The organism is Bartonella sp. B41 (genome assembly GCF_053795765.1).
Genome location: NZ_CP200037.1, coordinates 1,164,450 through 1,184,272, shown reverse-complemented (window position 1 = coordinate 1,184,272; position 19,823 = coordinate 1,164,450). Strand labels below are relative to the sequence as shown.

The 19,823-nt window shown below is 38.2% G+C and carries 23 protein-coding genes; 7 read left to right on the top strand and 16 right to left on the bottom strand.

Features of this window, described 5'->3' with window-relative positions; translation table 11 throughout:
* Positions 1 to 83 precede the first annotated feature (83 nt).
* The 7 genes from rimM to V4P54_RS05190 all read left to right on the top strand — a co-directional run bounded on the left by rimM (position 84) and on the right by V4P54_RS05190 (position 5,963).
* Entirely contained in the window at positions 84 to 671 is a 588-nt protein-coding gene (gene rimM / locus V4P54_RS05220) for a ribosome maturation factor RimM (RefSeq protein ID WP_455476970.1), read from the top strand.
* Positions 672 to 683: 12 nt separating this feature from the next.
* Positions 684 to 1,382, top strand: a complete 699-nt coding sequence (gene trmD / locus V4P54_RS05215) for a tRNA (guanosine(37)-N1)-methyltransferase TrmD (RefSeq protein WP_455476969.1) — start codon at positions 684 to 686, stop codon at positions 1,380 to 1,382.
* 211 nt (positions 1,383 to 1,593) lie between these two features.
* A complete protein-coding gene (gene rplS / locus V4P54_RS05210; RefSeq protein WP_455476968.1) occupies positions 1,594 to 2,034 on the top strand; it encodes a 50S ribosomal protein L19 in 441 nt (146 codons plus the stop codon).
* 478 nt (positions 2,035 to 2,512) lie between these two features.
* Positions 2,513 to 2,914 carry a succinate dehydrogenase, cytochrome b556 subunit gene (gene sdhC / locus V4P54_RS05205; protein ID WP_455476967.1) on the top strand — a complete coding sequence of 134 codons (402 nt, stop codon included), beginning with the start codon at positions 2,513 to 2,515 and terminating at the stop codon, positions 2,912 to 2,914.
* 18 nt (positions 2,915 to 2,932) lie between these two features.
* Positions 2,933 to 3,319: a succinate dehydrogenase, hydrophobic membrane anchor protein gene (gene sdhD / locus V4P54_RS05200; RefSeq protein ID WP_455476966.1), complete on the top strand. Its 387-nt coding sequence runs from the start codon at positions 2,933 to 2,935 to the stop codon at positions 3,317 to 3,319.
* Positions 3,320 to 3,324: 5 nt separating this feature from the next.
* Complete coding sequence (gene sdhA, locus V4P54_RS05195; protein ID WP_455476965.1) at positions 3,325 to 5,169, top strand: succinate dehydrogenase flavoprotein subunit; 1,845 nt, start codon at positions 3,325 to 3,327, stop codon at positions 5,167 to 5,169.
* Between the two features lie 14 nt (positions 5,170 to 5,183).
* Entirely contained in the window at positions 5,184 to 5,963 is a 780-nt protein-coding gene (locus tag V4P54_RS05190) for a succinate dehydrogenase iron-sulfur subunit (RefSeq protein ID WP_455476964.1), read from the top strand.
* Between the two features lie 201 nt (positions 5,964 to 6,164).
* Here the strand turns inward: V4P54_RS05190 and virB11 are convergent, their stop codons facing one another.
* The 16 genes from virB11 to V4P54_RS05110 form a co-directional block, all read right to left on the bottom strand.
* Positions 6,165 to 7,226 carry a P-type DNA transfer ATPase VirB11 gene (virB11, locus tag V4P54_RS05185; RefSeq protein ID WP_455476963.1) on the bottom strand — a complete coding sequence of 354 codons (1,062 nt, stop codon included), beginning with the start codon at positions 7,224 to 7,226 and terminating at the stop codon, positions 6,165 to 6,167.
* The gene (gene virB10 / locus V4P54_RS05180; protein WP_455477696.1) at positions 7,201 to 8,361 is read right to left on the bottom strand and encodes a type IV secretion system protein VirB10; all 1,161 of its coding nucleotides are present in this window, start codon (positions 8,359 to 8,361) and stop codon (positions 7,201 to 7,203) included. Before virB10 ends, virB11 begins: the two co-directional genes overlap by 26 nt.
* Positions 8,361 to 9,158, bottom strand: a complete 798-nt coding sequence (gene virB9, locus V4P54_RS05175) for a P-type conjugative transfer protein VirB9 (RefSeq protein WP_455476962.1) — start codon at positions 9,156 to 9,158, stop codon at positions 8,361 to 8,363. Before virB9 ends, virB10 begins: the two co-directional genes overlap by 1 nt.
* Before the next feature lie 13 nt (positions 9,159 to 9,171).
* Positions 9,172 to 9,870, bottom strand: coding sequence for a virB8 family protein (locus V4P54_RS05170; RefSeq protein ID WP_455476961.1), 699 nt, complete (start codon positions 9,868 to 9,870; stop codon positions 9,172 to 9,174).
* Positions 9,867 to 10,010: a TrwH protein gene (locus V4P54_RS05165; protein WP_455476960.1), complete on the bottom strand. Its 144-nt coding sequence runs from the start codon at positions 10,008 to 10,010 to the stop codon at positions 9,867 to 9,869. Before V4P54_RS05165 ends, V4P54_RS05170 begins: the two co-directional genes overlap by 4 nt.
* A 193-nt stretch (positions 10,011 to 10,203) precedes the next feature.
* Entirely contained in the window at positions 10,204 to 11,064 is an 861-nt protein-coding gene (locus tag V4P54_RS05160; protein WP_455476958.1) for a type IV secretion system protein, read from the bottom strand.
* 156 nt (positions 11,065 to 11,220) lie between these two features.
* Positions 11,221 to 11,958, bottom strand: coding sequence for a type IV secretion system protein (locus tag V4P54_RS05155; RefSeq protein ID WP_455476959.1), 738 nt, complete (start codon positions 11,956 to 11,958; stop codon positions 11,221 to 11,223).
* A 425-nt stretch (positions 11,959 to 12,383) separates the two neighbouring features.
* On the bottom strand, positions 12,384 to 13,244 hold the full coding sequence (locus V4P54_RS05150; protein WP_455476958.1) for a type IV secretion system protein: 861 nt from the start codon (positions 13,242 to 13,244) through the stop codon (positions 12,384 to 12,386).
* Between the two features lie 224 nt (positions 13,245 to 13,468).
* The gene (locus tag V4P54_RS05145) at positions 13,469 to 14,239 is read right to left on the bottom strand and encodes a type IV secretion system protein (protein ID WP_455476957.1); all 771 of its coding nucleotides are present in this window, start codon (positions 14,237 to 14,239) and stop codon (positions 13,469 to 13,471) included.
* Complete coding sequence (locus tag V4P54_RS05140; RefSeq protein ID WP_455476956.1) at positions 14,236 to 16,710, bottom strand: VirB4 family type IV secretion/conjugal transfer ATPase; 2,475 nt, start codon at positions 16,708 to 16,710, stop codon at positions 14,236 to 14,238. Before V4P54_RS05140 ends, V4P54_RS05145 begins: the two co-directional genes overlap by 4 nt.
* Before the next feature lie 2 nt (positions 16,711 to 16,712).
* On the bottom strand, positions 16,713 to 17,021 hold the full coding sequence (locus V4P54_RS05135; RefSeq protein ID WP_455476955.1) for a type IV secretion system protein VirB3: 309 nt from the start codon (positions 17,019 to 17,021) through the stop codon (positions 16,713 to 16,715).
* Positions 17,022 to 17,033: 12 nt separating this feature from the next.
* A complete protein-coding gene (locus V4P54_RS05130) occupies positions 17,034 to 17,345 on the bottom strand; it encodes a conjugal transfer protein (protein WP_455476954.1) in 312 nt (103 codons plus the stop codon).
* Positions 17,346 to 17,401: 56 nt separating this feature from the next.
* Positions 17,402 to 17,749: a VirB2 family type IV secretion system major pilin TrwL gene (gene trwL, locus V4P54_RS05125; RefSeq protein WP_455476953.1), complete on the bottom strand. Its 348-nt coding sequence runs from the start codon at positions 17,747 to 17,749 to the stop codon at positions 17,402 to 17,404.
* Between the two features lie 109 nt (positions 17,750 to 17,858).
* Positions 17,859 to 18,179 carry a VirB2 family type IV secretion system major pilin TrwL gene (trwL, locus tag V4P54_RS05120; protein ID WP_455476952.1) on the bottom strand — a complete coding sequence of 107 codons (321 nt, stop codon included), beginning with the start codon at positions 18,177 to 18,179 and terminating at the stop codon, positions 17,859 to 17,861.
* Positions 18,145 to 18,441, bottom strand: a complete 297-nt coding sequence (gene korA, locus V4P54_RS05115; protein ID WP_455476951.1) for a KorA family transcriptional regulator — start codon at positions 18,439 to 18,441, stop codon at positions 18,145 to 18,147. The genes trwL (V4P54_RS05120) and korA overlap by 35 nt, the downstream gene beginning before the upstream one ends.
* 128 nt (positions 18,442 to 18,569) lie before the next feature.
* On the bottom strand, positions 18,570 to 19,250 hold the full coding sequence (locus V4P54_RS05110; protein ID WP_455476950.1) for a lytic transglycosylase domain-containing protein: 681 nt from the start codon (positions 19,248 to 19,250) through the stop codon (positions 18,570 to 18,572).
* Between the last annotated feature and the right edge of the window lie 573 nt (positions 19,251 to 19,823).

The following is a 19,823-nucleotide window of genomic DNA, read 5'->3' as shown; positions in this document are numbered from 1 at the left end:
AGATTTTAGATGGCAACAAGATTGAAGTTATAAAGTTAAGGGTTCATTTTAAAAAAAATAGCATTTTTGCGATAATATTTTATATGGGACACAACAAAGAACATAATAGAAAAAAGCTTAAAAATAAAGTACATATTGCTACTATAGGCCTAGCTCATGGGGTAAAAGGGGAAGTTTCCGTTAAGGTATTTAGTGCTGAACCTCAACGTTTAAAGGCCTACGGCATTCTTTATGATGACATTGGACGCTTTTATGAAATTGCAGCATTTCGTGTGCAAAAAGGTAATGCGATTGTTCGTTTTAAAGGCGTTGAAGAGCGTAGTATTGCTGAGAGATTAAAGGGGATTCACCTTTATGTAATGCGTGATCAATTGGCTGATGATCTGGGTGAGGATGAGTTTTATCAAATAGATTTAATTGGTCTTTGTGTGCAAGATTGTGTAGGTCAAGTCCTTGGTGAGATTAGCGGTTTTTTTAATTTCGGAGCTGGTGATTTGCTTGAAGTTCGTTTAAATACACAAAAAACTGTATTTATTCCGTTCAGCAAGGCAGCGGTACCAAAGATCTGTATTAATTCTGGCTTTCTTGTTGTTGATCCTTCAGCAGCTGGTTTAAGCGATGAGAAAAATGATGAAGGGGTAATGAATATGAGATCAAAAAAACAAAAGTGAAGGAATGCAAAAATGAAATTTCAAGTACGAGTGTTGACACTTTATCCTGAAATTTTTCCTGGACTTTTGGGATATTCTTTGGCTGGGCAAGCTTTAAAGAGAGAGATATGGTCTCTAGATACAGTGCACATTAGGCATTTTGCTTCGGATAGAAATCGCAGTGTTGACGATACGCCAGCTGGTGGAGGTGCTGGTATGGTGATGCGGGCAGATGTGTTGGCTGCTGCTCTTGATAGTTTTCCACATGATTCTCCTAGGTTGTTGATGAGCCCACGTGGTCGGCCTTTTACCCAGGCTTATGCTCGCTCTTTGGCATTTGGTTCGGGAATAACGTTGGTTTGTGGACGCTTTGAAGGAGTTGATGAGCGGGTAATAGAAGCACGAGAATTGGAAGAGATATCCATTGGTGATTATATCCTTTCAGGGGGAGAAACGGCTGCGTTTGTTATTCTGGATGCTGTTGTGCGTCTTTTGCCTGGGGTTATGGGTAATGAGGCTTCTGGAGAGAATGAAAGCTTTGAGAACAATTTATTAGAGTATCCTCAGTATACACGTCCTGTTATTTTTGAAGGGCGTAGTATTCCGTCAGTGTTAACATCAGGTCACCACAAAGCTATCGCTGATTGGCGTCAACAGCAGTCTGAATTGTTAACCCGTAAACGCCGTCCTGATTTATATGCTCTTTACGAGAAAAATCGTCGAAAAACTTGATTCATTTTGCAAGATGATGTAATGTATAACGCATTTCTTAGAGAATTATTCCTAATATAAAGGTTTTCTGTGGATCCAAAATTTAAGGGATGGTGTATTCGCTCCTGTGTAAGGCATAGCCCAAAGAACTTCTTTTCTGTATATGAAAAAGCTTTTTTGGCAAGAGTTGAGCGCGCTGACTGTTCGATAAAGAACATGAAGGATGAAGAAAATGAATATTATCGCGCAGCTTGAATCTGAAGAGTGTGCAAAAATTGAAGCAAAACGCAAATTACCGGTATTTCAAGCTGGGGATACAGTTCGTGTTATGGTGCGTGTGATTGAGGGTACTAGGACGCGTGTTCAGGCTTATGAAGGGGTTTGTATTGCACGTTCAGGTGGTGGTTTGAATGAAACCTTTACGGTGCGTAAGATCTCTTATGGTGAAGGTGTTGAGCGTGTATTTCCAGTTTATTCTCCTTTGATTGAAGGGGTTGAGCTTGTACGCAGAGGTAAGGTTCGTCGTGCAAAGCTCTACTACCTTCGTAATTTGAGAGGTAAGGCTGCACGTATTACTGAAAAAAGGGATCACCGAAAGAAAGATGCAAAAAATTTTGGAGGGGTGGATACGTCAGATGTCATAGTGGAGACAGAAGGGAAGACTGTTGAATAAGAATCAATACTAATTGGAGTTTAAAAAAGCGGCTTTTGTGCCGCTTTTTTGTGTCATTAAATATTTATTATAATTGAGAGCAGTTTGGATATTAGAAATGTGAAAATTTTAGCAATGTTAAGAAAGCTAAATTTGTTTTTTCAAAGTAAGTAAAATTGAATATATTATGTGATATCCTCTGATGTTTGAGAGTAAGGCTGGATGAGTTTAGAAAAATGTGCGTTTATGTTTGATAAATGATGTTAAGACTTTGACGTGAAGATAAAATTGTACTAAATAAAGCGAGTTTCACAGCTTGTGTTCGTAGAAACGATCGGTTTTTTTATGCACGGCTCTTGATCCGTTATTTGAGATAACCGACCTGCGGTATTGATTCTTGAGATGCCAAGCAATTAAAAATGGCAATATGTTTGGTTTTTTTGTGCGAGTCTTTTCGCTCATGGTGCAATTGCGATGAGAATTAGGTCAGGATTATTTTATGACAGAGATAACTAGGACAAAAGAACGCCCTCGTTCTCCCCATGTGAGTGTTTATAGTTGGTCGATTACCATGGCCATGTCAATTGCGCATCGTATTACCGGTGTAGCGCTTTATTTTGGAATGGTTTTCTTTGCTATTTGGTTAATTTCTGTTGCTTGTGGAGCTGAAGCATTTAGAATGGTTAATAGGATTTATGGCTCTTTGCCTGGGCTTTGTATTTTGTTTCTTTACACACTTGCTGGGGTTCATCATATGGTTGGCGGTGTTCGTCACATCGTTTGGGATATAAAACCTCGCCTTTTAGCAAAAGAAAAGGCAACAGTGACTGCTTGGGTGACGGTTTTTATTTCTCTGATTATAACTCTTATGATTTGGATTATTGGATATAAAATTATCTAAGTGGGGGCAGAGAGAGCTATGAAAAAAGATTTTCGAACAGAACTTGGGAAAGTGCGCGGGTTTGGATCTGCTCATGAAGGAACAGAACACTTTTGGCTACAGCGTTTAACGGGCTTTATTAATTTGCCGCTTTTGATATTTTTCATTGTACTCATTCTTTCTCTTGTTGGAAAGGACTATAGTGTCGTGCGGGCACGGCTTTCACATTCTGCCGTTATCGTTTTAATGGGACTGCTAACAGTTTCAGTTCTTTATCATATGAAACTTGGAATGCAGGTTGTTATTGAAGATTATATTCATCATGAAGGCATGCGGATATTATTTTTAGTATTGAATATCTTATTCTGTTTTGCTTTAGGTGGTACAATCATTTTTGCTCTTTTGAAGATTGCATTTGGGGGATGAACGATATGGTGGGTATAGGATCGTCTCTGGGCGCTAAAGTAGTAAATGCTCCTTATCGTTATGTGGATCACAGGTTTGATGTTGTTATTGTTGGCGCTGGAGGTGCTGGTTTGCGTGCAACGCTTGGTATGGCCGAGCAAGGGTTGAAAACGGCATGTATTACAAAAGTTTTTCCAACTCGATCACATACGGTTGCCGCACAGGGTGGAATTGCAGCGTCACTTTCAAATATGGGACCTGACAATTGGCAATGGCACTTGTATGATACGGTGAAGGGGTCTGATTGGTTGGGCGATACTGATGCAATGGAATATTTAGTGCGTAATGCGCCTGCGGCTGTGTATGAATTGGAACATTATGGGGTTCCTTTTTCACGTACACAAGAAGGTAAAATCTATCAACGACCTTTTGGAGGGCATACAACAGAATTTGGAGAAGGTCCTCCAGTTCAACGCACCTGCGCAGCGGCGGATCGTACTGGACATGCCATTCTGCATACGCTTTATGGACAAAGTTTGAAAAATAATGCGCAGTTTTTTATTGAATATTTTGCACTTGATTTGATCATGACTGAGGGAGTGTGTACGGGTGTTGTAGCATGGAATCTTGACGATGGTACAATACACCGTTTCGCTGCTAAGATGGTTGTTCTTGCAACCGGTGGATATGGGCGTGCTTATTTTTCTGCAACATCTGCTCACACATGTACCGGTGACGGTGGTGGAATGATTGCGCGTGCTGGATTACCGCTTCAGGATATGGAGTTTGTTCAATTTCATCCTACAGGTATTTATGGTTCTGGATGTTTGATAACAGAAGGAGCGCGTGGTGAAGGAGGATATTTGGTTAATTCAGAAGGAGAGCGTTTTATGGAGCGGTATGCTCCTTCTTTTAAAGATTTGGCTTCACGGGATTTGGTTTCGCGTTGTATAACTCTTGAAATTCGTGAAGGGCGTGGTGTTGGTCCTAGGAAGGATCATATCAATCTAGTTCTTAACCATATTGATCCTGAGATATTGTATGAGCGGTTACCAGGTATTTCTGAGTCTGCACGGATTTTTGCGGGTGTTGATGTGACAAAAGAACCTATCCCAATTCTTCCTACAGTTCATTATAATATGGGTGGTATTCCAACCAACTATTATGGAGAAGTTTTGAATCCGACAGCTGACTCTCCTGATCGTGTTCAACCAGGTTTAATGGCAGTAGGTGAGGCGGGGTGTGCTTCTGTTCATGGTGCCAATCGATTGGGTTCAAATTCGTTAATTGATCTTGTTGTGTTTGGGCGTGCAGCTGCAATTCGAGCAGGCGAAGTGATAGATCGTGATGCGGAAATTCCGGCCATTAACGAGGTTGCTGTTGATGAGATTATGGCGCGTTTCGATCGCTTGCGATTTGCGAATGGGGAGACTCCAACAGCTGTATTGCGCGAAAAGATGCAGCGTACTATGCAGGAAGATGCTGCTGTATTTCGGACAGCAGATTCTTTACAACAAGGCTGTCAGCGAATGAGTAAAATCTGGAGTGAGCTTTCTGATATTAGAGTAACAGATCGTTCGTTGATATGGAATTCTGATTTAGTTGAAACATTAGAGCTTGAGAATTTGATGGTGAATGCGATTATGACCGTTTACTCTGCGGAAGCACGTTTAGAAAGTCGTGGTGCTCATGCGCGTGAAGATTATCCAGAGCGTGATGATAAAAATTGGCGTTGTCATACCATTTCGCATTTATCAAAAAATGGTAAGGTAACATTGTCATATAGGCCAGTTCATATTGACCCTTTGACCTCTGAAGAAGAAGGCGGTATCAACTTGAAACGCATTGCACCTAAAAAGCGTGTTTATTAAGGGGAGAACGAATCATGGTACAAATTAGGCTTCCAAAAAATTCTCAAGTTAAAGCTGGGAAGGTGTGGCCTAGACCTGAAGGTTCTACGCAGCTTACAGAATTTCACGTTTATCGTTGGTCTCCTGATGATGAAGAGAATCCTCATCTTGATACTTATTATGTGGATCGTACAGCTTGTGGTCCAATGGTTCTTGATGGACTTTTATTTATCAAGAATCATATTGATCCAACTTTGACGTTACGCAGATCATGTCGCGAGGGCATTTGTGGTTCATGTGCGATGAATATTGATGGAACTAATACGCTTGCTTGTACCAAAGGTATGGATGATGTTAAGTATCCAATTAAGGTATATCCTCTTCCTTCTATGCCAGTTGTTAAAGATTTGGTTCCTGATTTGAAGCATTTTTATGCTCAGCATCGTATGATTGAGCCTTGGTTACAAACTGTTTCTCCTGAGCCTGCAAAAGAATGGCTGCAGAGTTATTCTGACCGCCAAAAAATTGATGGTCTTTACGAGTGTATTTTATGTGCGTGTTGTCAGACATCATGTCCGAGTTATTGGTGGAACGGTGATCGTTATCTGGGACCAGCTATTTTGCTTCAAGCTTACCGTTGGATTGCCGATTCACGTGACGAAATGTGTGGTGAGCGTCTTGATAACTTAGAAGATCCTTTCCGACTTTATCGGTGTCATACAATTATGAATTGTGCACAAACTTGTCCAAAAGGCTTGAATCCAGCCAAAGCAATTGCTGAAATTAAAAAACTTATGGTTGAACGTCGTTTTTAAATCTCTTAGTTTCTGTCTTCTATCATCAGGGATATTCGTTTTTTCTGTTTCGTGTTATTTATATTATAAGATTACAAGAATATTAAAGATTTTACAAAAAACAGATGAAACGAATACGTTATTTAAAAAGACTCAATTGAATGAAAAAGATTATTATGAGTGCTGTTAATCTTATGACATTGATGAAAAAAAGAGATTAACTCAATTTGCTCTTCCTTTAGAAAAAATTGGATCATAAAAGATTTCAGAAAGTTTCCTATCTTTAAAGAATAATATCACATCAACTGTTGTGTAGAGAACTGTTTTTATTACGTTTAAATCGAGTTGGCGGCCAATTTCTGATTTTTTAATGAGTGTAGCACATCGTTCAAATGTTTGTAAGGCACTGTTAGCGTGCGTTGTTGTAATTGATCCAGGATGACCTGTATTTAGAGAGTTAAGGTATTCCCAAGCTTCATTTCCACGTAGTTCAGCAAGGAAGATACGGTCAGGCGATTGACGCATACACGCGTCTAAACATTCATCAGCTGAAACACGGTCTGCACTGTCACCATAAATCATATGCACATGGTTGGGATGATTAGGTAAAAAAAGTTCGTGAACATCCTCAATCGTTATAATACGTTCTTCTACGGGGACTTTTTCTATTAAAGAGCGTGCAAATGTTGTTTTTCCTGATCCTGTTTTTCCTGCAATAATGATATTGCGTTTACTTAGTACACATTTTTCTAAAAACTCAAGAATTTCCCTATCACGTTTGAGTTGCAGAAGTTGAACTTCGAATGGCTCTAATCGTGTAAAATCTTGTTTCAGTAACAGATCATTTGCTTCTTTTTCTGAAGGTTTATTAAAGCTCACATCTGTAAAGTTACTGAATGCGCCTTCATTGCTTAGTTCCTCTAGCGTTTTAACCATGAGAGAATGCTTACGAATCATAAAGGATAGTGCACCATCTACGATTGCCGGCTCTTGTATTATCGTACCACGTTGTCCTCCAGGTAATAGAACATAATTTATACTCTTAGGTGCCATCCCATTATAAACGATGATAGCTGTGATGAGTGTCTGCAAAAAAGAGGGTGTTAACTCTGGTGCAGAATGTACCTTCCATCCTTCAAAACTTTTTGTCCAAACTTCACAGGGACGGCAAATTGATAATTCAGTTATTTGAGGATCTTCTAAGAAACGATCAAGTGGCTGCAGAAGTTGTGCAACTGCTTGATCTTTATGTACCCTATTAACGTGTGACGAGGCTGTAGACATTGCTGAAATCCAGATCGCGAGCAACAAAAATATTCACACGCTCACCTTGATTTTTATATAATGTTGGTGGAATATTGATGGAATTTTGAAGAACTTCTGAAGCAATCGATTCTGCATCTTGTTTGCTTCTAGATTGTTTATCATTTTTGCTATTACGACCCATTCTATCCCTTAACCATTCTCCAAAGTCACCGATTAAGCTAATCATAATTGCACCACTGAAGCGTTCCCAGAAATGCGTATCAACCCAACCACCAATACCAGCTTCTCCGAGTGGGCCAGTTCCGGGAGAATCAAGATTTATGATAACACCAGAGGGTGTTTCGACACGTGACCACTGTACAAAAACACGTGTTTGCCCCTGTTGTAAACCGCTTTGATAGAAACCAACAATTTTAGAACCGCGATCTAACAAGACAACCCGTCCACTTGTAGAATAAATATCACGCGTTAAATGACATGTTGTCATTCCTGGTTGTGTTGTGATAATTTTTGTTTCTAGTATGCAGTCCATTTGTGTTCCTTGTGTAATCAGGAGATCACGATTACGGAGTTGAGCTGCGCGTGATTGTCCTAATCGTACAGGTTGCAATTTTTCAAATAATACACCGCTATTTTTATCGTCCACATATGTATTATTTTTTAAATTTCCTCCAGATCCTTCATTACTTACACCGTTGTTAAGACCTGAGCTCAGCATACGTTTACGAGCTAATACTTCTGTATCTTTTATCAATTGTGAAGGAATTGTCGTTTGAAGGAGATGAGCCCAAGAAGGCGGGATTGGCTGTGATTGTTCTTCTGTATTTGTTGATTGTTCTAATTGCTCTGTGATTTTAATCTCTTCTTTAACTCGAGGCACATAGCTTGGAATAATTTGCTGTACTGCCTGTTGTTGATTTGTTTCTTCAACATTAACAGTGTTGCGCATTTTTAAAGCTCTCCAAGACAGTGCTATTGGCACTGCTGCTATGGCAATGAGTCCGACTATTAACAATGCTCGTGCGCCCGGAATTGTTGGTCGTCGTTCCAAACCTAGATCAGAGCTACCATAAGCACTTTCAAAATGTTTTTGCTCAGCATCATTCTGTTGTTTACTTGCGTTAATTTCATCTCCTTTCTTACTGCTGAACATCATTTCTCTCCTTTATTGATACGATGAACCACCGAGGACACTGTTCTGGTCGTGTTCGGTATACCATTTGGGTCATAATTTTCATTGAAGACAGCCAAAGCACGCCTTCCAAGCCGTATGATCCACTTTGGATTGACCTTGTGAACGGCTATAATATTACTAGAATCGCCTACGACAGTGCGAGGTATTAAGCTTTCATTACCTGCTGTATCTACTACATAAATTGATGGCATATCCATATTGGCAGAAAATTTAAAGTAGGTAATACGTCCATCATCCCAAGCATTTATTGGAGCAATATCTTGGTTTCCACTCATGGTATAACTGAGATTATATTTTTCTACTCCTCGATAAAATCCACGTTCAATAGCTGCACGTTCGTTGTGTTCCTGTAATTTTTGGGAGTCTGTATTTGGATATTGAAAAGCTAATTCATAAGTAGCTCCAGCGCGATCTTCCCGAAATTGTAGTCGAAATTTGTAACTGCGCTGGTCAGTAACTACGATGAGATTAGTGTTAGCAAGTTCCGCTTTTGGTTTAATAAAGATGTGCTGACCTTTATGAGCAAAGGCATAAGCTTCAGAATCACCAAAAGCATGGGTAACATATTGCTCTCCTTCTTCAAGGATAATATGTGTTGCTACACCAAGAACGGTTTCAATTTGAACCACATCATCTTTATTATAGGTCACATAGCGGATGCGATGATCATATTGTGAGTTGGAAGGGGTTTTGAGTGCTTGCACAGGCATCGTATAAAGCGAGGACAGTAAGGCAACAAACACAAATTTCTTCATAATAATCAATTCCTCAATTATTTAAAAGTATTTCCGAATCAGCACGGTAGCTTGTGACTTGGAAACCGAGGGGGTTAAGCAATCGATCAGATGACTTCATTGGTGCGCCAACATAAGTATACCCAATCGTAGCGATTTGGTGTTGTTTTGGTTCATCTGTACCGTTATTGTTGTGCTGTTGTGTTGTAAAACGTACAGTTGCTTGACCACGTCCATTTGGTTGAATTGAGCGCACTTTAACGGTGATACGTGCTTTATTAGAGAGCACTTGATCGCGAGCGTTTTCTCCATCATAAATTTTGTAAAATTCTTGTTGAACCGTTGGAGAGCTTAAAAGTGCGGTTGTGTCATAATTTAACTGTATGGTGTCGTAGTCGTAGGATTCACGATTAAGAACATATTGGTTGAGCCAGTATCTATCTACGACTTCACCATAGCTAGTCTCATGCTCACGCATCGTTGAGATAACATCAACAGCTCCAGTTGTGTTGTCAACACGCAGTATAAGAGGAGTAGGAGCTGGTTGAGAAAAACCGACTATTCCACACGTCATGCCAAATAATCCAAAAATACCAACTGCACCAGCTACCCGCCATGCTGTTTTGCGAGACTTTACAAATTCATCAATTAGTTCACGTTCTAAACCACGGCTTTCTTCGTAATAACTGTTAAGTTGTTGAGCTTTTACTGGTTTTGCTTCTTTTTTTTTCATACTGTTCCTCGCGAAATTTCGACAGGGATTGTTTTATTAATAGGCACTCTGTTCCAATTACTTGGCTGTTTCGGTTTTGGTGCGATTGTGCAAGCTGATAAAAGGCTGGTAATCAAAATTGTGACAATCGTTGTTTTCACTTTAACTTCCTCTTTATTCTGTTATCCAATTCAGTCTATCATTTTTTTATCATAATTGCAATTTTGATTAGAAATTATATATCCTGTAATTGTCTTTAATTTTGTTTTCTTTCGTGAGATTTTTCAGTTGCAATAAAGTATTTTCTATTCTGTTATTTATTTTACTTTGGTCATAGGCTTTCTCCAAAAGTATTTACTTTCGATTGGCATTTAGCTTCCATAAGTGTCTAAAGGTAACACCTTTTGCCAAAGCATTCGCAATGCTTGACAGTTTTAGTAAAAGCACAATTGAAATAATAGACAGGATGAGGGCACCACCAAGTGCGTAACTTACATTTTGATTGCCATCAAAAATCTGAATTAGATCTTCCATATAATTTGCAAATATCTTCATCATCAGACTAAATACAGTAGCAAGAAGCACGATAAGAATTATATAGCTCATGAGTTGGGCTATCCATTGCTCGAAAAACCGATAAGTTGGTTGCCAGAGCAAAGCAACGATGAAGAATGGCCCAAGTCCGACGAGAAGCACAATTGCAACTTTTGCTAATAGGATAAATGCACCACCAATAGCTGCTAGGAAGCTTGTTGCAAGTAGGATAAGAATTCCAAATATTCCATAAAGAATCCCTTCGGAATTTAAGAAAGCTGCCTCTTCGAAAGCTAAGCTTGCGCACGCGAATCCCTTTCCAGCTACCGTATCAACTAAGGTATTCAATTGAACATTTTTATGTTGATTACTTACTAATGTGCTCAACAAATCATTAGGCATTGTTGTTATCAAATAGGCAATATCTTTTTGATAAAGCCCCGTGGTCATTGCAATTGAGGCAATGATGCTCACTTGCAGGCATCGGTTTATGAAACCAGTGAGAGGCATATCCACTGCGCCACGAATAATAAGCCATCCATAAACGATGAAAGTGATAGTTATGCCGATTGATACAATGGGTGTAGCTGCGGCGATTACATCTGATGAAATATCTGTAACATATGTATCTGTTAGCTGTTCAATTTTATTGAACAACTGTGTGAACATTGTAAAGTTCATAGCATTCCTCTATAATGAATTTTCATCAGATGATTTTGGGTACGTTAAATATTTTTGCATCCCTTCATATTTTGGGGACGGCACTGAACATTATATACTGGCTCTTATTTCTTCTAAGAGACAAAACCAGTAACATGAGTAAAGTTCATAAGAACATTATCGAGCGTATCGTATATTAGGCATTTTTTGGTTATTTTTGCTCAAAATTCGCATATTACGATTGGAGGTTAGTCGGTTGATAAGAGCTTGCTCGGTGTTACTTTGATGCGCAACCATTTGTAGTTTCGTTGCTTCATTTTGTATCAAAGCTAATCTGGCATTAATATGTGTTTGCAACTCGGCAAATCCTTTTAGATCTTGTACTTGGTTGATTTTTCCCAGCAACTCTAAAAGCTCGTCATAACGATTCTTTGTTTCTTCAAAAGCTTGTAAGCTTATGGCTTTGTTCATTATTGTTGCATATTCACTGCGTGCGCTAATAGATTGGCGTGCATTATTTACAGAAGAAAGAAGTTCATTCTCTTTCATTGTAAGTTGCTTGACTATTTGTGGTATACGATCAGCAATTTCCTTCTGTCTATTGGCATCATATATAGATTGCGGATTTTTAAGAAAAAGACTTTTTTGTCCTGTTTGAGCGCCATTAGCTGTTTGATGACCTGTTATAGCTTCACGTATTTTTTTTAGTTCTTCAAGCTGTTTTTCAATTGCATCAAGCTGTACTTCATATGTCTCATCATCAGGTTTTCTATATTCACCACTGTATGTCCCGTAACCACCACCAAGACGACTAAAATCGATATCTTTGATGCTTTCAACTTCTGAAGCTAAGCTTGGTTTTGCAAGAACTACACTTATCACAGCCATTGCTACTGTAGTAATCAATTTTTTCATGATACCTCTCTTTTAGCTTTCATATATTACAAAATGATTAGTAATTTTACATTACCAAATTTACGTTAATTTCGATAAACTGACTAGTTATCTTACCCTATAAATTTGGCTTTTACTGGTTTAGTTTTTTTACATTGCGCTTTGTTAAATTTTAGCAGAAAGCACCTTATTAACAAATATTTGATCAAATTAAAATGTTCTAATTTTGTAGCCAATATACAAGCCAATAACAATCAATTCCATTTAGTATACTACTTCAGACTCAGTCTATCATTTTTTTATCATAATTGCAATTTTGATTAGAAATTATATATCCTGTAATTGTCTTTAATTTTGTTTTCTTTCGTGAGATTTTTCAGTTGCAATAAAGTATTTTCTATTCTGTTATTTATTTTACTTTGGTCATAGGCTTTCTCCAAAAGTATTTACTTTCGATTGGCATTTAGCTTCCATAAGTGTCTAAAGGTAACACCTTTTGCCAAAGCATTCGCAATGCTTGACAGTTTTAGTAAAAGCACAATTGAAATAATAGACAGGATGAGGGCACCACCAAGTGCGTAACTTACATTTTGATTGCCATCAAAAATCTGAATTAGATCTTCCATATAATTTGCAAATATCTTCATCATCAGACTAAATACAGTAGCAAGAAGCACGATAAGAATTATATAGCTCATGAGTTGGGCTATCCATTGCTCGAAAAACCGATAAGTTGGTTGCCAGAGCAAAGCAACGATGAAGAATGGCCCAAGTCCGACGAGAAGCACAATTGCAACTTTTGCTAATAGGATAAATGCACCACCAATAGCTGCTAGGAAGCTTGTTGCAAGTAGGATAAGAATTCCAAATATTCCATAAAGAATCCCTTCGGAATTTAAGAAAGCTGCCTCTTCGAAAGCTAAGCTTGCGCACGCGAATCCCTTTCCAGCTACCGTATCAACTAAGGTATTCAATTGAACATTTTTATGTTGATTACTTACTAATGTGCTCAACAAATCATTAGGCATTGTTGTTATCAAATAGGCAATATCTTTTTGATAAAGCCCCGTGGTCATTGCAATTGAGGCAATGATGCTCACTTGCAGGCATCGGTTTATGAAACCAGTGAGAGGCATATCCACTGCGCCACGAATAATAAGCCATCCATAAACGATGAAAGTGATAGTTATGCCGATTGATACAATGGGTGTAGCTGCGGCGATTACATCTGATGAAATATCTGTAACATATGTATCTGTTAGCTGTTCAATTTTATTGAACAACTGTGTGAACATTGTAAAGTTCATAGCATTCCTCTATAATGAATTTTCATCAGATGATTACTCATATTTTATGCATTCATTTGTTCTTATACAGTCTGCTACAATAATCTCTTATTCAGATTGTTTTAAGTAGCTTAATTTTCTGTATTTCAGATTTAGCGACCAGGACGGCGCTGAATGTTAGGCGCCGTCTTTTTATTTCTGAGTGGAGAAGATAAATGCTATGAGCAATGATTTTCATTAATATTTTACCGGATTGATCGTATAGCTGGCATTTCCTTATTTTTGTGGTTTAGTATTCTCATATTACGTCTTTGTTTTTGTTGGCTGATAAGCTCCTGTTCCGCGCTGCGTAAATGTGTAACCATTTGTAATTTTGCCGTTTCGTTTTGGATCATAGCCAGAGTTGCTTTAATCCGAGCTTGTAGTTCAGCAATACTTTTAAGATCTTGCGTTTGATCAACTTGGCTTAACAGTTTTGAAATCTGATCAAAGCGATTCTCTGTATCTTGAAAAGCTTGCATACTTACAGCTTTATCAATAATTGCTGCATGTCTGCTGCGTCGATCTATATGTTCACGTACATCGTTGGTGGAAGCAGAAATTTCTTCTTCTTGTAAAATTTTTTCGAATAATTTGGACGCATCAGAATTCCTATCTTTATTATAAATCGCTTGCGGATTTTTTAAGAAAAAACTGGTGTGGTCTGTTCGAGCAGTGCTAACCGCTTTGTTTTTTGTTATGGATTGATGTGTTTTTTCTGTTTCTTTGAGTTGTTTTTCACTCATTTCAAGCTGTTTTCTCATCAACTCCAAGATTTGTGCATAATCTTGCGATAAAGAGGGCTTAGCAGCTTTTGGTTTTGATTGTTTATTTTGGGGCTGTTTCCAAAAAAGCCAATTAGAACTCGGGGTTGTCCTACCCAAATCTGCGACACCAGCGCCCCAATTAAAAGCCATTGATAGACTTGGTGTTCCTAAAAATACTGCGATTGTTACTGAAATAATTTTCTTTTTCATGCTGTTCTCCTATCATCAGCTTTTACATGTTGTAAAAAAACTGGCAACCACATTGCTGGATCGTCGCCGACCTCAGCGATAATAGCTTCGGCCAACTCTGCATTGTCGGGTGTGCCAGATAGCACCAACAGTTCATCATTAAAATTCCGTTCGACAACTTTTCCATCAATTGTTATTTGGAATTTTCCTAAATTTAATTCTGCAAGTGCTGATTGGTCCCCCTGTTTTATAAGAAATTGACGACTAAATTCACCAATTCCTTTGATTAATTCAAATTCAGCATCTGTTAATTTAAAACCTTCCGTATAGTCTTCGTAATTTGCTTTTGGATTAGCTAGAAAAATATAGGTTGCGCATTGCTGAATCAGAGTTTTAGCAATATTGCTTTCTAGCGCATCGCTTGGTTCTTGTGTGGCAAAAACAAAAATACCATTTTGTTTACGGATAGTTTTTTGTTTATTTTTTGCCAAGTCTTCGAAATATGGATCCTGCAATGATTTCCAAAACTCGTCAAAGATATACATAAATCGCTGTCCACTAATCATTCCTTCTGTGCGATAAAGCAAATACATCATGACTGGGGTACGAGTCTCTGGATTATCTAGAAATTCAGTAATATCAAAACCGTAAATTTGATGCGTCGATAAATCAAGTGCGTCATTGAGATTATCGAATAGCCACCCGTAATCACCACCTTCGCACCACTTTATTAAACGAGCGTGAACAGTTGGGTGTGCGTCGTAATCACTTGAACGCGGATTTGGTAAGAATTGTACCAGAAACGATAAGCGACGTAATGATCTGTCAATATTATCGCTCATAACGGCGCTAATGGCTTGATTAATTTCTTCTTCGTCACGATGTGTAATTTCACCACCCGCTTCTGCTAATTTTTTTACAAATTGTTTAAGAAAAATCAGATTTTCTTGTGTCGGTGGGAGCTGAAACGGATTAAAACCACTTGGTCTCCCTGTTTTAAATGATAAATATTTTCCTCCCATTGCTCGAACGACAATTTCCATGCCACGATCTTTATCAAATACAACGGTTGTAGGCTTAAATTTTTGTGCTTGTGCTAACAAAAATCCAAGTAGTACGGTTTTACCTGAGCCGGATTGTCCGATAATTGCAGTATTCCCGAGAAGCCGTTTATCTGTTGCATCCTCTTCAAGTTTGGAAGCATGAAAATTGAAATAAAGCGGCGTTTTACTAGTGGTTTTAAGAATTGTAACAGCTGGTCCCCATGGATTCCCTGTTGGTTTTCCTGACATAAAATTATGGAAGGATGAGAATGATAAAAAATTGAGTGAGGTAATTGGGGCAGGGCGCGGTCTCCATTTCCAATTTCCTGGTAATTGTGCCCAATAACCAGCCTCTAAAGCGAGATCAACAGGCTTAGGAAGAACTGCAACGTCTAGCAGGGCAGCATTTGCTTTTGCCATATAGTCGCGAACTCGCTGGATTGTATCGCCATAAATGGTTAGCGTACAATGATGTTCACCCATGATAAAATGTCCACTCATAAGCTGATTAAGTGCTTCATCAATTTGCTCAATCTGACTCGTTGCTACATCGCGAGCGTCAATAAGGTTGCGCTGATGTCGTTGCAAATAATCTTTGGCAGCATGTCGTGAAAGTACAGAAAAACTCTGTGTTAACACGAATTCAAAATCGCTTTCCAGAAGAATGTTGAGTTGGCCAGGTCTGGTCGTTGAGTCGTATTCTCTAATTTCCATCATGCCAAATCGACGTGTTTTATTTATTGTACGAAGTTCCCCGATGGCTCCCCACTTTGAAAAGAAAGGTCTGTTAATAGACATATAATCAGCGAAACGATCGCGGCAGATAGGCATAGGTTGATATTCGCCATTGACAAGCATTCCTAAAAATTCAAGAGCAGAAGAATATGCATGACCATCTTTTTCGTAGGTGCCAAGAAGTTCCGCACCATAATGTTTGAAAGACTGATTCAGGGTACGATTAATGTCATTTAAAGCTTTGATACACGACTCTTGCCGCATCCTTTTTTGATCAAGCGTTTCGCGCTCATGCTGAGAAAAAAATGACATTATTTTATCAGGTACTGGTTGGAAAACGACAGTCAAATACAGATCGTTGACCATGAGATTATAGCCAGTAAAACTTTGCTGGTACTTCTCGTTAAGCTTATGACAAAACGTTGTGTCAAATGTTGAGGTGGGATATTCATACACACGACGGCGTACAATATGTGTCCATAGTGATAAATTAGCCGATGCAATACCGCGTAAAGTATTGTTCAGTTCTTTAGTCCACTGAAAAACGTCCTCTTCTGAAGCACTTTGATGCGAACGTCCATCGAGTTTCCAGATTGACAAGTATTCTGCATTTTTGGTGGAGATTATTGTGTCCGTAACGTGGTGCGAATAGGGTATGAACAGACTTACCGGTGTTTCTGATGCGAGCAATTTGCTGCTTTCAACAGCGTTCATGCTTATCTCCTTTTACGATAGTTAGAGGGACTGTAACTTGATGCACCCCAAAAGCTCTTATTACGATTACGGAATTTAGTATCGAACCACAACCACCAGATACGGAATGCTTTATCGTCGTTTTTGGTAATCTGCGACATGATAAACCACAACGGCGGCGCAAGAAGCCACAAAAAGATATTTATACTCATAGCCACGCTAGCTACACCTATACCCATGACTATGAGTGGAACCATCGGTACTCCCCAGATTGTTGGAACGCGAGTTGCGCCTTTAAATAGAGGAAATTCTTCATGTTTTTGTGGTTTCATAAACATATCCTGTTAGCTTAGGTGAAGTAATGCATTGCTAATGTAGAATGCAGCAGCAGCAATGATGATACTTAACGCCCAACGTTTAAATGTATCTTTTGCAATAAGGCGCAATATGTAAATTATCAGCAAAAATAGAAAAATAATTGCAGAAATAATAGGAATAACTGTACTGAGCATATAGTGTATACCTATCAAAGCATTTATATTTTTTATCACTTCTTGGGCATAAGCAGGCTTAGCTACCAGAAACACAATCATTGCTGCAAAAGCTGCACCCATCTTGTTATTTGCTTTCATTTGCAGAATATAAAACAATTTCATGTTATTATCCTCATCTTTACCAGATTCTCCATAAACATATTATTCTCCTATAACAATCAGTGAGGATACAATATCTTAGTAATTTCTACTGCTGAACCAGCAATGGTAATACCAACTGCCCACCGTATAAATGTAGTTTTTCCAATGTATCGTCCCGCGTAGCCAATCGCTAAGCACAAAAGTATTACAGTAGCTACGACAGGGACAAATTTAGTAACTTCTGTCTGCATTGCAGTCATAGCTTGTTTAGCCTTGGTTAAAGTCCGCTCCTGAGAACATGCAGGATGAGCTATAAGAAATGCAGTGACAATTGTGGCAGTGGCGACTACCTTATTCTTAATTTTTGATTGAAGAAGTTTTAAATATTTCATGTCATTTGTCCTAGCCAAGACTAAAGTTATCACAAACAGCACCTTTTATTTTATCAGCAATACCATTATTGATATTTTCTTTATTCCGGAAAGGTTTCCATCTTTATTAAAAAACAATTTGCAAAGAAGGTTTATAATTGTTTTAACCATTTCCAGGGAATAATATAGTGGTAATCTCTGTTGCTGAACCAGCAATGATGATACCAACTGCCCACCGTATAAATGTAGCTTTCCCAATAAATCGTCCTGCGTAACCAATTGCCAAGCACAAAAGTATTACAGTGGCTGCGATAGGAACAAATTTAGTAATTTCTGTTTTTATTGTACCCATAGCTGCTGTTGCTTTGTTTAAACTTTGGGCTTGAACATACGCTGGATGAGTCATAACAAATGTAGCAGCAGTTACAGAAGCCATAGCGATCTTATCATTAACTTTTGATTGAAGAGTTTTTAAATATTTCATTTTTTTCGTCCTGATTAAGATTAAAATTTCCATGAACAACACCTCTTTTACGAAGAAATTTAAAAAGGTATTTTGGATCAGCCCAAGTTCTTAACTTTCCTCTCTGCGTAAGAAGTGTATACTTATTTGGTTTTCCAGTTACTGGATTATCGGCAACGAATGTAAAATACCACTCTCGTTCCGAACGCATCACGACTGTAATCTCACGTGCTGCTTTTTGATCAAATGCTATATCAATACTGTTTTGCTCGATCATTTTCATTATCTCAACTCTCAATTAGAATAGATTCTGTTCAATCTTACTAATTTAGAGGCTTAATGTTTTTTTATCTACCTTTCATAACTATACTCCATCAAAATTATAATTATGATGCAGAAACGTGGCGGCTATTACTCTCGATATTTCCTAACTGTAAAAGAATTCTCTGTTGTAAAAGCATCACGAATACTGTTTGCCTTATGTGTAAATGCGTCTGTTTTTGTAAATGCATCTATTGGTTTATCTTTGGAAGTAGCAGATGGATCTGCTACAATCATTTTTTCTTGAGTTGTAGTGGATAATTGTTCAAATTCTTGAGAATTGTCATTCATAGGAATGAGTTCAGGAACTTTTACTCCAACATGTGAAACAACTTTCTGTACGTAGGCATTTGTAAAACCACGTTCAAAATTTCCTGTATTGTAACAACTAAGCGCAGCTCGTAACGCTTTTTGTTCAGGACTGTATTTCGAGGTAGCACGTTCATAACAGTGAGTTAGAACTATTTGCATAGCTTTAAGATTTTTGCAGGGATCAAAAAGATCTGATAAAGACATACCAAGCCATGCAAGATTTTTGACATTTATTTGCCCTAAACCTACGTCAAAATTATACCCGTTACGCTTAAGTTGTTCAGCAATTGCAATTGCTTCTTTGCGTGTAGACGGCTGACGCGATAACTTTTTCTTTCCGTTGATGCCTATTGCATGAACATTTCCCCGTGACTCCTGCATTACGATTGCTGAGAGTGTTGTAGGATGAATTTCTGGCGCACATGTATTCGCAAGCGTAATAAAGTTTGAAATAGTCATTATTAGCGCACCCTACGATGAAAAATTTTGCTGACATAAACGTCGATCAGAGACAAACTTTTTGCGTAGCACCATGGTGCATTGTTAGAAACTTGCAGGATAAGACAATTTTGTTCAACATATTGATCATTATTGTTGTTTTCATAACTTTTGGAAATATTTTTAATGCAGGCTATAAGATATCCAACTCCACATGCACAAACATGGGAGATAAAGTTCAGGACGCGCAAGTCAACATTGTGATGACAAAAATTGTAAAAAGAAGAAACACACCTAGATAATAACCATTTTTCTTGGTTTATTGAGTTAAATTGCGTAATATAGCTTTTTGTTGTTTCCACTATTTTCAGATATGAATAACATATAGGAGAGATTTGTTTTATGCTAAGGAATTTCTTATTGCTAGAATGAATTGTTTCATTGATCTGTGCAGAAGTCTTGCCCTCCACAAGGTACTGCCATAGTTTATAAATTGATGGTTTGTACTTATTCTTGTTTGCTTGTTTATGAGAATCCCAAAAGCACGACAGGAATCTCATACTCTGGTCGTTAATTTTAACGATCAACCTAAAA

Bases quoted from the DNA above. Each gene is read 5' to 3' on its own strand.
- trmD (WP_455476969.1), top strand. From the start codon at position 684: ATGAAATTTCAAGTACGAGTGTTGACACTTTATCCTGAAATTTTTCCT.
- virB9 (WP_455476962.1), bottom strand. From the start codon at position 9,158: ATGAAGAAATTTGTGTTTGTTGCCTTACTGTCCTCGCTTTATACGATG.
- trwL (WP_455476952.1), bottom strand. From the start codon at position 18,179: ATGAAATATTTAAAAACTCTTCAATCAAAAGTTAATGATAAGATCGCT.
- korA (WP_455476951.1), bottom strand. From the start codon at position 18,441: ATGAAAATGATCGAGCAAAACAGTATTGATATAGCATTTGATCAAAAA.
- rplS (WP_455476968.1), top strand. From the start codon at position 1,594: ATGAATATTATCGCGCAGCTTGAATCTGAAGAGTGTGCAAAAATTGAA.
- virB10 (WP_455477696.1), bottom strand. From the start codon at position 8,361: ATGTTCAGCAGTAAGAAAGGAGATGAAATTAACGCAAGTAAACAACAG.
- rimM (WP_455476970.1), top strand. From the start codon at position 84: ATGGGACACAACAAAGAACATAATAGAAAAAAGCTTAAAAATAAAGTA.
- virB11 (WP_455476963.1), bottom strand. From the start codon at position 7,226: ATGTCTACAGCCTCGTCACACGTTAATAGGGTACATAAAGATCAAGCA.
- sdhC (WP_455476967.1), top strand. From the start codon at position 2,513: ATGACAGAGATAACTAGGACAAAAGAACGCCCTCGTTCTCCCCATGTG.
- V4P54_RS05190 (WP_455476964.1), top strand. From the start codon at position 5,184: ATGGTACAAATTAGGCTTCCAAAAAATTCTCAAGTTAAAGCTGGGAAG.
- V4P54_RS05160 (WP_455476958.1), bottom strand. From the start codon at position 11,064: ATGAACTTTACAATGTTCACACAGTTGTTCAATAAAATTGAACAGCTA.
- V4P54_RS05145 (WP_455476957.1), bottom strand. From the start codon at position 14,239: ATGAAAAAGAAAATTATTTCAGTAACAATCGCAGTATTTTTAGGAACA.
- V4P54_RS05140 (WP_455476956.1), bottom strand. From the start codon at position 16,710: ATGAACGCTGTTGAAAGCAGCAAATTGCTCGCATCAGAAACACCGGTA.
- sdhA (WP_455476965.1), top strand. From the start codon at position 3,325: ATGGTGGGTATAGGATCGTCTCTGGGCGCTAAAGTAGTAAATGCTCCT.
- V4P54_RS05170 (WP_455476961.1), bottom strand. From the start codon at position 9,870: ATGAAAAAAAAAGAAGCAAAACCAGTAAAAGCTCAACAACTTAACAGT.
- V4P54_RS05150 (WP_455476958.1), bottom strand. From the start codon at position 13,244: ATGAACTTTACAATGTTCACACAGTTGTTCAATAAAATTGAACAGCTA.
- V4P54_RS05110 (WP_455476950.1), bottom strand. From the start codon at position 19,250: ATGACTATTTCAAACTTTATTACGCTTGCGAATACATGTGCGCCAGAA.
- sdhD (WP_455476966.1), top strand. From the start codon at position 2,933: ATGAAAAAAGATTTTCGAACAGAACTTGGGAAAGTGCGCGGGTTTGGA.
- V4P54_RS05135 (WP_455476955.1), bottom strand. From the start codon at position 17,021: ATGAAACCACAAAAACATGAAGAATTTCCTCTATTTAAAGGCGCAACT.
- V4P54_RS05130 (WP_455476954.1), bottom strand. From the start codon at position 17,345: ATGAAATTGTTTTATATTCTGCAAATGAAAGCAAATAACAAGATGGGT.
- V4P54_RS05155 (WP_455476959.1), bottom strand. From the start codon at position 11,958: ATGAAAAAATTGATTACTACAGTAGCAATGGCTGTGATAAGTGTAGTT.